9 protein-coding genes are annotated in these 12,374 nt (G+C 46.1%); 3 read left to right on the plus strand and 6 right to left on the minus strand.

From position 1 onward, the window contains the following. Window positions 1-117: 117 nt before the first annotated feature. Window positions 118-1,728 (plus strand): apolipoprotein N-acyltransferase, encoded by a 1,611-nt coding sequence (lnt, locus tag HDC91_RS13695; protein ID WP_183553111.1) that lies wholly within the window; start codon window positions 118-120, stop codon window positions 1,726-1,728. A 123-nt stretch (window positions 1,729-1,851) separates the two neighbouring features. On the opposite strand, the gene HDC91_RS13700 is transcribed toward lnt, so the two are convergent. From HDC91_RS13700 to HDC91_RS13725, 6 genes are all read right to left on the minus strand, one after another. After that, complete coding sequence (locus HDC91_RS13700) at window positions 1,852-2,418, minus strand: dihydrofolate reductase family protein (protein ID WP_183553113.1); 567 nt, start codon at window positions 2,416-2,418, stop codon at window positions 1,852-1,854. 806 nt (window positions 2,419-3,224) lie between these two features. Further along, window positions 3,225-4,073 carry an N-acetylglucosamine kinase gene (locus HDC91_RS13705; protein ID WP_183553115.1) on the minus strand — a complete coding sequence of 283 codons (849 nt, stop codon included), beginning with the start codon at window positions 4,071-4,073 and terminating at the stop codon, window positions 3,225-3,227. Beyond that, window positions 4,070-4,453, minus strand: a complete 384-nt coding sequence (locus HDC91_RS13710) for a response regulator (protein WP_183553117.1) — start codon at window positions 4,451-4,453, stop codon at window positions 4,070-4,072. The genes HDC91_RS13705 and HDC91_RS13710 overlap by 4 nt, the downstream gene beginning before the upstream one ends. Before the next feature lie 37 nt (window positions 4,454-4,490). Beyond that, on the minus strand, window positions 4,491-5,753 hold the full coding sequence (locus HDC91_RS13715; protein ID WP_255476727.1) for a TolC family protein: 1,263 nt from the start codon (window positions 5,751-5,753) through the stop codon (window positions 4,491-4,493). Window positions 5,754-5,812: 59 nt separating this feature from the next. Further along, window positions 5,813-8,941: an efflux RND transporter permease subunit gene (locus tag HDC91_RS13720; RefSeq protein WP_183553121.1), complete on the minus strand. Its 3,129-nt coding sequence runs from the start codon at window positions 8,939-8,941 to the stop codon at window positions 5,813-5,815. Window positions 8,942-8,946: 5 nt separating this feature from the next. Next, on the minus strand, window positions 8,947-10,020 hold the full coding sequence (locus tag HDC91_RS13725) for an efflux RND transporter periplasmic adaptor subunit (RefSeq protein ID WP_162430548.1): 1,074 nt from the start codon (window positions 10,018-10,020) through the stop codon (window positions 8,947-8,949). A 251-nt stretch (window positions 10,021-10,271) separates the two neighbouring features. Here HDC91_RS13725 and HDC91_RS13730 point away from each other — a divergent pair, with 251 nt between their 5' ends. Next, the gene (locus HDC91_RS13730; RefSeq protein ID WP_183553123.1) at window positions 10,272-12,062 is read left to right on the plus strand and encodes a M61 family metallopeptidase; all 1,791 of its coding nucleotides are present in this window, start codon (window positions 10,272-10,274) and stop codon (window positions 12,060-12,062) included. 152 nt (window positions 12,063-12,214) lie between these two features. After that, on the plus strand, window positions 12,215-12,370 hold the full coding sequence (locus HDC91_RS13735; protein ID WP_162430546.1) for a lmo0937 family membrane protein: 156 nt from the start codon (window positions 12,215-12,217) through the stop codon (window positions 12,368-12,370). Window positions 12,371-12,374: the final 4 nt, after the last annotated feature.

Raw genomic sequence — 12,374 nt, forward strand, 5'->3', positions numbered from 1 at the left:
ACTGATTGACGGTATGGTTTAATTACACAGCGGCTTGTTGGTGACAACCAACAAGGGCGAGTACATGTCCTAAAGAGATTGCTTCGTACCTCGCAATGACGTATTATTAAATAGTAAATGAAAAAAAACCTGTTACTCTCCATATTCTCCGGCTTGCTGCTATGGGTGGCCTGGCCGCCTACGCCATACACCACCTTTTTGCTTTTCGCAGGATTGGTGCCTATGCTGATGGCAATGGAAAATATTATTAAGGCTGACGTTAAAGGCAAGGGTAAAAAGATCTTCAATACCACCTTTCTTGGTTTTTTCATCTGGAATACGCTTTGTATTTACTGGGTTTATAATTCGTTAAAGGTGGTAGGCCCTGTTGTAGCCGTACCCATAACGTTGATACCTTACGCGCTGGGCCCGCTGCTAATGGCAACTGCGTGCTGGCTATATTACAGGGCGCGGCTTATTACAACACGGCCGATAGCGTTGGCAGCGCTGGTATGTTTTTGGATAGGTTACGAATACCTGCACCAAAGCTGGGACCTTAACTTCCCGTGGATGACGCTGGGCAATGGCTTTGCCACATCGCATAAATGGATACAATGGTACGAGTATACCGGCGTTTACGGCGGCACCGTTTGGGTGTGGACTATAAATATCCTGCTGTTTTTGCTTTACATAGGCCTGCGCGAGGGGCAAGCCTTACAAACCCGAAAAAAGCTTATCATCACCTTTGTTTTGGGACTGATACTGCCCTTAAGTTTTTCCCTGTATAAATATTACAACTACAAGGAGCAGCCTAACCCCTCTAACATAGTAGTAGTACAGCCCAATATCGACCCGTATGAAAAGGAAGGCACTATACCGGTGCAAGAGCAGATAGCAACGCTTACCCATCTGTCCGATTCCATCGGTCAGCAAAACACCGAATTTTTTATCTGGCCCGAAACCGCCATTCCGCAGGAAATAAACGAAGACCGCATTTACGCCGATAATTCGTATATGCAGGTAAGGCATTTTCTTTCAAAATACAAAAACGGTAATGTTTTAACCGGGGGCGAAACTTATAAAATGTATAATAAAAGGGCTACCTCAACCGCGGCCCCTATGCCTGATGGCGCGATGTTTTACGATAGATTCAGCACGGCTATCAATATCGAAAATTCGTCTAAAGTGCAGTTTTATCATAAATCGAGATTGGTCCCCGGAGCGGAATCATTACCTTTTGGCAATACGCTATCGTTCCTGAAACCTGTATTTGAGCATTTGGGCGGTGCAACCGGCGCTTATGGCATGCAAACCGAGCCCGGGGTATTTTACTCGCAAAGCGGAATAGGTGTAACACCTGTTATCTGCTACGAATCTATCTGGGGCGGGTGGATCGCAAAATCGATAAAACAAGGTTCACAATTTATTGCTGTTATCACCAATGACGGCTGGTGGGAAAATACCTCGGGTAAAGACCAGCACCTGGATTATGCCAAACTGCGCGCCATCGAAACCCGGCGGTGGGTTTGCCGCTCTGCTAACACCGGCATCTCGGCATTTATTAACCAGCGCGGTGATATTGTGCAGCAAAGCAAGTGGTGGGTGCGTACCGCGCTTAAACAGGACATCAACCTCAATTCGGATATTACGTTTTATGTTGAGTACGGCGATTACCTGCCTAAGGCGGCAAGCATATTAGCCGTGCTGGGTATATTCCTGATTGGTATCAAAAAAGGGTTTAAACACTAACAAAATGTTCACGTTCGACGCACGTGAACACCGTGAACACATGTGAACGCTTTATTATCAGTGCTTTATGTTTTTCACTACTGACAAGATAGCGTCACCATCTTTATCAATTATAGTAGTGTGTTATAACTGCTTATAGGTAAGCACCACCAGCTGGCCTATCTGTTTCACACTCTCCAACTGTAGTTTTTGGCTCTTTTTTAAAAGGTTAAATGACGATTTGCCGCCGGCCAAAATTGCGGGGTTAATTGCCAGGCGGTACTCGTCAACCAGGCCGCTATCTAATAACGAGGCTACAAATTTAGCGCCGCCAAAGGTCATGATATCCTTTCCGGGTTGCTCTTTCAGCTTTTCAACTTCAGCGGCTAAGTCGCCGTTGTTAATAGTGGTATTGTCCCAACCTGCATCCTTAAGCGTTTTCGAAAAAACAATGTGCGGGGTTTTATCTGCAATTTTTGCATATTTAACTTCGTTGGCAGGAGCCCCGGGATCAACAAGCTGCTTTTTCCAATGGCTGCTGTAGTCGGTCCACATGCCCGAACCTAATATAAAAAGGTCAACCTTGTTCAGGCTTTCAAACAGGTCGTCCCATTCCTGGTCATTGTCAACCTGCATCCAGCTCATATCGCCATTTGGCCCTTCTACGTAACCATCCAGCGAAATGCTCGCCGATAAAATTAACTTTCTCATAATTACCTCCGTTAGTATATAAGCAAAGTTGTGCCTTTTTGGTTTGGTATTGCGGGTGTGAAGACGACAGATGATAGGGGGATTAACGACTGTAACTTTGGCAGTTGTTAGTCTTGTCACCATAGGGCTCGGAAGAATTAAAATACCGCTCAATTCCAAATTTTGGCTAAAGCCTTATAAACTTTTCTTTGTAGCCCGTTGGCTTAAGCCAACGGCAATGATAAATAACAGCTTACTTTCGACAGCTTTTAGTCATTGCCGTCCCATGTATGGGACGGATGAGAAAGCCAGAAATGGGCTTTAGCCAAATCTTCGTCTTCCGGACACACAAAAGGGAGGGGTTTAGTCAAGCGGATTAACCCCTCCCTGCTATGCACATCCATGCGCACCCCTCCCAAGGGAGGGAATTAATTTTACTCCGTAGTTTCCGCCGTTGTTGGTGTTGTCACCAACAACTTTTAGGATAGCTACTTGCAAGGTTGGATGAATAGCGGCTTGTTGGTGACAACACCAACAAGGGCATAACCAGAACGGCAAAAAGAGGGATAAGTGCGATTCCCTCCCAACGGGAGGGTGCAGGGAGGGGTTTAATCAAGCGGATTACCCCTGCCTGCCTGCGCACATCCATCCGCACCCCTCCCAAGGGAGGGAATTATAATTTACTCCGGCCGTTTCCGCTGTTGTTATGACAATATTAACAAGGGCTTCAAAAATAAAGAAAGGCCTGTGCGATTACCTCCTTCTTTTATTACGGACAGCTCAGATGCAGACACAACAATCGTGTAAATTATAAAGAGTAGTGAAGCCTATCCCCTTTTCAAAATAAACTCCAGCAGGTCAACTATCGGTTGGCGGATGATCTTGCCTACATGCACACCATTCTGATCGCAAACGGCTTTTAGTTCATCGGCAAATACATAAGCTATCGACCCCACAAAATGGCACTTAAATTTATCGTACTGCGGGTACGATTTGATGTTGGTATCAACAAATTCCTGCAGGCCGCGTTTGATCAGGTCCTGCGCATAAACAGTGGACCTGACGGGCGATAAAAATTTCGAGAACGATGCGAGGTAAGAGTTTGCCCGGGGTTTCTGGTATACGTTTGTGATAACGTCCTCTTTGGTAAGGTGGTACGCTTCTTTAAATTTGGCATGTATATCATCGGCCATATTGCCATACAGGTAATCGGTTACCAGTGCCTTGCCAAACCACGTACCCGAGCCTTCGTCACCAAGGGCGTAGCCCAGGCCATGCTGCCCGTCGTGTATATCCTCACCATCAAAGAAAGAAATGTTTGAGCCGGTGCCCAATACGCAGCATATCCCTTTTTCGTGACCGCAGGTGGCGTAAGCGGATGCCAACAGGTCGCTATCAACACTTACATACGCGCCCGGAAACAAGCTGCTGATGGCGTTTGACACGATCTCGTGCCTGTCGGGGCTGGAGCAGCCCGCGCCAAAAAAGTATATTTCGCTTATATCAGGGGCCATGGCTATCATACTCGGCACCTGGTCCTGCAGTATCCTGGCAATTTCTTTTTCTGTTAAAAAATAGGGGTTAAGTCCGGCCGATTTGAACGCCAGGTTCGGTTCGCCGGGGATAGATAAAAGCCAGTCTGTTTTTGATGATCCGCTATCTGCTACTAATATCATGTATAAAGTTCCTCAAGCGCCTGGTGGGTTAGCGGTTTATGAACAAAACGGGCCACGTATTTATTGCTTTTTGAGTTGTTCATGTCGGTTGGATCGAGCGATGACGAAAGCATAAATATTTTCACAACTTCTTTGTTGTCAAGCTCAAGCGACTCGTACTCCTGTAAAAATTCAAAGCCCGACATAATGGGCATGCGTATATCCAGGAAAATCGCGTCGGGCTTTACCGTACCATCACGAAGGGCGTTTATAGCCTCCTGCGGCGATTGTATTACAATTATGTTATCTGCGAAGTTGCCGCTCTCCAAAATCTTGCGCGTAACAAAGTTGTCAATATAATTGTCATCGATGAGCAGGCATGTATTAAAGTGAACAGGCATTGTTCAAAAATAATCTTTTAATACAATTAAATATATATTATTGAATATTTATACTGTTAGTTATCTGTTGCAGTGTTACTTCGGCCATTTTAGACTGGTATTGCGCCGAAAAAAACTTTGATTGCGCATCCAGGTAGTTTCTTTGCGCTTCGCGGATCTCTAACTGGGTGATGTTGCCAATTTTATATTTTTCCAAAGAAATTTCGAGATTTTTACGGGCTAATTCAACGCTGGATTGCCCTATTCTTACCAGATCCAGCCCCGAAAGGTAGGCAACATAAAAATTACTTATCTGCGCTTCTACATCAAGCCTTATTTGCTTGGTATTGATATCGGCATTAGCTATCTGCAATTTTGCATTACGCTCGCGGCGCCATTGGTTAAGCCCGTCGAAGATATTGATAGATGCCGTTAAGCCATAGGCCAGGCCGTGGGCGTTCTGGCTAAGCGTAAAGCCCGCCGGTGTTTTACTGTTGCTGAACGTATAGCCCGATGTTAAACCAATAACCGGATAGCGGGCCGATTTTACCTGCCTTAGGTTGATCTCGGCCAGGCGCTTATTTATTTGTGAAGCCAGTATATCGGCATTTTGCGCCTGCGCCTTGGCCAGTATATCGCCCAGTACCAGGTTGCTGTTCACAACTATGGTGTCACCTACGCTAAAATCTGTTTGCAGATCGCGCACCAGCAGTTGGTTAAGCTGTATTTTGGTTGTTTTAAACTGTTGCAGCTGGGTTATCAGGTTGGCGGTATCGGTATTCAGGTTAACCTGCGCGTTGTAAACATCCAGCTTTGATACCCTGCCGACCGTAAACTTATCGTTTGAATAGCGCAGCTGCGTTCGGGATATATCAATTGCCCCGCGCAATGCCTTTATCTGCTCGTTCTGGCTGATCAGGCTGTAGAAAGTGGTTATAACGTTGGCCACCGTATTTTGAATGGTATCCTGCAAGCGCAAGGCGCCGAGCTTATCCAGCTCCTTTAGCATGTCGTAGTTGGCAAACATAGCAAAGCCGTCAAAGATCGTCCAGTTAAGGTTAACCCCGTAATTGTTGTTGCTATTGTTGGCAGTTAAATTATTTACGGTACCATCGTTGCGGGTTTGCTTAATTTTCTGGTTGCTTTTGTTGAGCGTGGCATCGCCGGTTACCAATGGCAAAAAGCCGGCGTTGCCTAAAGTGACGTTATTGCTGGCTATAGCCGCGTTATTTTGCGACAGCTTGATATTATAATTATTCTGCAAAGCTATTTCAACAGCATCTTTCAGCGTAAGCAAAGGCGCATTCTGTGCTTTGACCATGACTGTAAAGGCAGTAGCGCAAAAAATCAAGCAAATTATTTTTTTAATATTCATCTTGCTTAAAGTTTTTCAATAATTAAAGGCGGCTTTGTTTCTGAAACGGCTTCATCTTCGGGTTCATGGTCGGGGTCGCGGCGTGTTTTTGATGCAAATACCATGTACATGGTTGGTATAACATATAATGTTAATACCAGCGAAAACAACATACCGCCAATAATTACGATACCTAACGATACACGGCTTTTAGCCCCCGCGCCAAGGGCCAGCGCAATAGGCACAGACCCTAATACCACGGCAAGGCTTGTCATTAAAATGGGCCTTAAACGCGATGTTGCGGCTTCTACAACAGCATCGTATTTATTAAGGCCTGCCTCCATACGCTGGTTGGCAAACTCCACTATCAATATACCATTTTTTGTTACCAGCCCTACAAGGGTAATAATACCTATCTGGCTAAATATGTTAAATGTCTGATCGAACAGCCAAAGGGATATGAAGGCCCCCGATATGGCCAGCGGTACGGTTAGCATCACAATAAACGGGTCTACAAAGCTTTCAAACTGCGCGGCAAGCACCAGGTATATCAGCAATAGCGCAAATAAGAAGGCGAACGCAATATTCGACGATCCTTCGGCAAAATCGCGCGACGGGCCTGTAAGCGAGGTGCTAAAGGTATCGTCAAGCAGCTGTTTAGATATGCGGTTCATTTCGGCAATACCATCGCCCACGGTTTGCCCCGGCGCAAGGCCTGCCTGTACCGTTGCCGACTTAAACCTGTTAAAGTGATATATAGATGGCGGACTGGCGCTTTCGGTTACCTTAACTACGTTATCCAGCTGTACCAGGTTGCCCTTACTGCTCCGCACGTAAACCGATTTAAGATCGAGCGGCTGATCGCGGTTAGCCCTGTCAACCTGTGCAATTACCTGGTACTGCTTACCGTTGATCAGGAAATAATCTAACCGGCCGCCGCTGTAATAAAGCTGCAGGGTTTGCGCAATGTCATCTACAGAAACGCCCAGGTCTCGTGCGCGGTCGCGGTCGGTTATCACCCTCAATTCGGGTTTGGTAAATTTCAAATTAACATCCGTACCCTGGAAGACGGGGCTTTTTGATACTTCGGCAAAAAAATCGGGCAGCACCTTACGTATCTTTTCAAAATCCTGGTTTTGTATAACAAACTGTACCGGCAGCGATGTACGCGCGCCGCTACCGCCACCGCTTATGGTTTGCTCCTGCACCACAATGGCACGTGCATCGGGCATACGGCTAAGCTTTTTATTCAGCCAGTCGGCAATATCCTGCTGGCTGCGCTCACGCTCATCGGGTGGAACGAGCCCTATACGGCCAAAACCCGAGTTGGCCGAACCACCGCCGCCCCATGAAGGGGACACGATCTCGAGGTTAACATTGGCCTCGGGTATCGAATCGGCTACCAGGTTGGCAACTTTATCCATGTAGCGGGTCATGTACTCGTAAGTGGCGCCTTCAGAGCCGGTTACCGAATAGCGGAGCAGGCTGCGGTCGTCAAGCGGGGCCAGCTCTGACGGGGTTATTTTAAACAACACCCCGGTAAGCAGCAATGAGCCGCCAAGTATCACAAACGACACCCACTTTTTCTTCATGAAGTTAACCAGCGTTTCGGTATAGCCGTTGGTCATGTTCACAAAAAAGGGCTCGGTCATCTCATAAAACTTCGATTTCTTTTGACTTTTGCGGATAAGCTTTACGTTGAGCATAGGTGTTAACGATAGCGACACAAACGCCGATATTAACACCGCCCCGGCTACCACTACGGCAAATTCGCGAAACAACCTGCCGGTAAAGCCTTGTAAAAATATGATGGGTAAAAATACCGCGGCCAGGGTAACCGAGGTGGATACTACCGCAAAAAATATCTCGGCCGACCCTTCGAACGCCGCTTTGCGGATAGCCATGCCGGCCTCTACCTTTTTGTAGATATTTTCGGTAACCACAATACCATCATCTACCACAAGCCCCGTGGCCAGCACTATACCCAGCAGTGTTAAAATATTGATGGAGAAACCAAATACGTACATGATAAAGAATGCGCCGATCAGCGATACCGGTATATCTATCAGCGGGCGAAAAGCGATGAGCCAATCCCTGAAGAACAGGTAAATGATAATGACCACCAGTATGAACGATATCAGCAGGGTTTCCTTTACCTCGGTAATGGAGTTGTTAATAAACCTTGTATTATCCAAAGCTACCTTTACAGAAATATCGGGCGGCAGGTCCTTCTTGATCTGCTCCAGCCGCTTATAAAAATCTTTGGCTATTTGCACGTAATTGGCACCCGGCTGGGGCACTACCGCCAGGCCGACCATAGGCACGCCCGACTCTTTTAACGATGTTTCTTCATTGGCAGATCCTAACACAGCGTAACCCACATCATCAAGCCTTATCACCCGGTTACTATCGGCACGAATGATCAGGTTATTAAAATCTTTTTCGCTGGTTAATTTACCAAGCGCACGGATGGTTATTTCGGTATTGTTACCTTCAATTTTACCTGCCGGCAGTTCCACGTTCTCGCGGGATAAAGCGGCGCCTATATCGGTAGCGGTAAGCCCCAGGGCCGACAGTTTATTAGGGTCTATCCATAAACGCATGGCGTACTGGCGCTGGCCCTGTATGTTGATGGCGCTTACCCCCGGGATGGTTTGCAAGCCTTCCTGCAAAACGTTCTCGGCATAATCATTTACCTGGGTTATGTTACGGGTGGTACTGCTAACGGTAAGCGTAATAATGTTATCGGCGCTGGCATCGGCCTTATTTACCACCGGCGGGGCATTAATATCCTGCGGCAGCTGGCGCTGTGCCTGTCCCACTTTATCGCGCACATCGTTGGCGGCGGTTTCCAGGTCGGCATCCAGTTCAAATTCAATGGTGATATTACTTGACCCTACCGAACTTGTTGATGATATATTACGGATACCAGGCACACCATTTATCGCTTTCTCCAGCGGCTCGGTGATCTGCGATTCGATAACATCTGAGTTGGCGCCCGAGTAGCTGGTTGATACCGATATGATGGGCGGATCTACCGAAGGAAAATCGCGCACGCCTAAAAATTTATAGCCAATAACCCCAAATACAACTATCACAACAGACATAACTGTTGCCAATACGGGCCTTTTTATACTTACCGAGGATAAACTCATATGGGTTACTTGATAACTTTAAGGATCTTTAATGGAGATTTAGGCCGAATTTGTATCAGGCCGGATACCACGATACTATCCCCTGCCTTTAACCCCTCAATGATCTGGATCTTGGTATCGGTACGCAGGTCTGTTTTCACATTTTGGGCAACGGCTATACCGTTTTTATAAAGATATACCTTGCTGCTCTTCAGATCCGGGATAACGCACTCGGTAGGCACCATAATGGTTTTGGGTATCTGGTCGAGCGTTAGGTTGATCTTGGCGAAAGAGCCTGCCCTAAGTATATTTTTAGGGTTGGGTGCCTTGGCCCTGACCGTAATGGTGCGCGAGTTGGCATCCAATGCGGGCTCAATGGCATATACCGTAGCGTTGAATGTTTCCCTTGAGCTTTCAACCGTAAAGGTAACCTTGCTCCCTTTGCCAATGATAGGCAGGTAACGCTCGGGCACCGAAAAGGTGACCTTAGCCGGGTCGATATTTACCAGGGTGGCAATTGGCGTTGAAGGCGACAAGTATCCGCCCGGGCTTACATTCCTTAAACCAATAACGCCCGAGAACGGCGCACGGATCTCTGTACGGGCAATTTGCGCCCTGATAACATCAGCCTGTGCCTTCATCGAATTTAATGACGACAGCGAAGTTTCATACTCCTCTTTGCTTACCGCCTCTTTTTCTAATAATATTTTGTTGCGGTTATTGATATCCCGGGCAAGCACCATCTGCGCCTGGTTTTGCTGTAACGAGGCCTGCAGATCCTGGTTGTAAACCTTCACCAGTAACTGGCCCTTGTTAACATGCTCGCCCTCGGTAAAGTATATTCCGGTAATGTTGCCCGCCGTTTGGCTTATCAGGTTAACCTTTTCGTTGGCATCAATAGTACCGGTAATATCTATCTGGTTGCTTAAAGTGGTATCTTTTACCACCATCACATTAACAGTTACAGGGCCGTTCTTTTTTTTACCCTTACCGGCCGTTGCCGCGCTGTTTTGTTTAGCCTTTTTACTAAAAAACTTATTATAAACTAAAAATGCAACAAGCAGTGCCAGCAATGTGTATATAACGTATTTTGTTTTCATATAAGCTTGTTGGTACGGTATTGTTTATCCCTTAATTATTACTTGTTAGTGTTTATATGGCTGATGCCGCTATATAAATATAGATGTTTACACATGGATGCAGCACAATTATTGCTTTATGTGCCTGCTTTCTCTTACGAGTTTGCAATATTAACGGCTTAAAAATCAAATTGATTGCATGTATCAACCATTTTACAACGGCAGCTGTTTTTGCCGGTTTAATTAAAAACATAAATTTTATAACTTGCCACATGAAAAAATTTCAACTATCAGCACTGGTTTATTTAATATTGTTTTTTATGAGTACTACACCCGGCAACGCAGCTGGAATAGCTAAAATTTCATATACCGTTAGCTTTCCGGAAGCGCAGGCCCATTATGTAGACGTAGAAATGAATATTACAGGCCTTGCACAGCCCTCGCTCGAGGTTAAAATGCCCGTTTGGGCGCCCGGCTCGTACCTGGTAAGGGAGTTTGCCAAAAATATTGAATCGCTAAGCGTTTTTGCTAATGGCAAACCCGTGCCGGCTCCCAAGATCAACAAAAATACCTGGCGGATAAATACCGCGGGGCATTCGTCGGTAACGGTAAAATACAAAGTTTACGCCTTCGAGCTATCGGTACGCACCAGCTTTATCGATGTATCGCACGCTTTCCTGTCAACCACCGGGATCTTCCTGTTCCCTAAAGGTATGCTGAACCAGCCCTCTACCATTACCATAAAACCTTATAAAGACTGGAACAAGGTATCTACCAGTTTAGAGATGGTTAAGGGGGGTGTATTTACGCGCACCGCACCAAACTATGATATCCTGTACGATTCGCCGCTTGAAATAGGCACCCAGGATGTGTTTGATTTTGACGTTGACGGCACCCATTACGAAGTGGCCATGTATGGCGGCGGTAACTACGACAAAGAACGCCTTAAGGTGGATATGGCGAAAATCATCCGCGCGGAGGCAGCTATATATGGCGAAAACCCAAATAAGCATTACACTTTTATAGTGCATAACAAGCAGCGTAACGGCGGTGGTTTAGAACACCTTAGCTCTACTGTATTAGGCGCCTCGCGCGATCAGTATGGTAACGAGCGCGGCTACCGCGGCTTTTTAGGCCTGGTTGCGCACGAGCATTTTCACTTATGGAATGTAAAGCGCCTTCGCCCGATAGCTTTAGGCCCGTTTGATTACGATAACGAAAATTATACCACCAACCTGTGGATAGCCGAAGGATTTACCGCCTATTACCAGAACCTTGCTTTACGCTATGCCGATCTTACAAACGCCGAGGGCTTTTTAGGCGACATGGCCGGTGATATCAATACGGTGGAGAACCAGCCCGGCACCAAGGTGCAGCCGCTGGCCGAATCAAGCTTTGATGCCTGGATAAAGGGCTATCGCCCTAACGAAAACTCGTATAACACCGGCATATCCTATTACGACAAAGGAGCGGTAGTGGGCATGTTGTTAGACCTGGCGATCATCAACGGCAGCAACGGCAAATACAGCTTAAATGATGTAATGCGTTATATGTATAACACCTATTACAAAACAAAAAAACGCGGTTATACCGATGCTGAGTTTAAAGCCGGATTTGAAAAATTCGCAGGCAGCAACCTTGATGATTTTTACGCCAAATATATAAACGGTTTAGCACCGATTGATTACAATAAATACCTTGGATATGCAGGCTATAAACTGGTGGACGCACTTGCCGAAACCAATGAGCCTACTTTAGGCGTATTTACAAATCAACGCAATATCATCAGCACCGTAATACGCGATGGCGCGGGCTGGGTTGACGGTTTAAACGTTGGCGACCAGATAACTCATATTGACGACACCCCGGTTACCGACCTTGCCGCTGCAATTAAGGACAAAAAGGTAGGCGATAAAATTGTGGTAACTGTTAGCCGCGATGGGCAGGGCTATAAAATACCGGTTACTTTAAAACGTAACACCGCCGTTAAATACAGCATTACCGAACTGCCAAACCCTACACCACAGCAACTTGCAGTGCGGAAAAAATGGTTAAAAATGTAAAAGTTTGAATCCTCATCTCAGGCCCCCTGTATGTAAAAGTATAGGGGGCTTTTTATTGTCTTGTCGCCAGCCGGTTTATGAACGGGTCAAAAAATTATAAAACATTTTTAACGCACTTGTTATTATTACAACAAGTCTTAAAAATGTTAATTATGAATTCATTACTTTATATTATAGCTGTAATACTGGTAATTTGCTGGGCAATCGGCTTTTTTCTTTCCGCTGTAGGCAGCCTTATACACCTGCTTTTAGTTATTGCTGTAATTGCCGTTATCCTTGCCATCATACGCAGGCCTACAGCCATATAATATC

Origin of the sequence: Mucilaginibacter sp. AK015, from assembly GCF_014200785.1 — a bacterium.
GTDB lineage: Bacteria > Bacteroidota > Bacteroidia > Sphingobacteriales > Sphingobacteriaceae > Mucilaginibacter.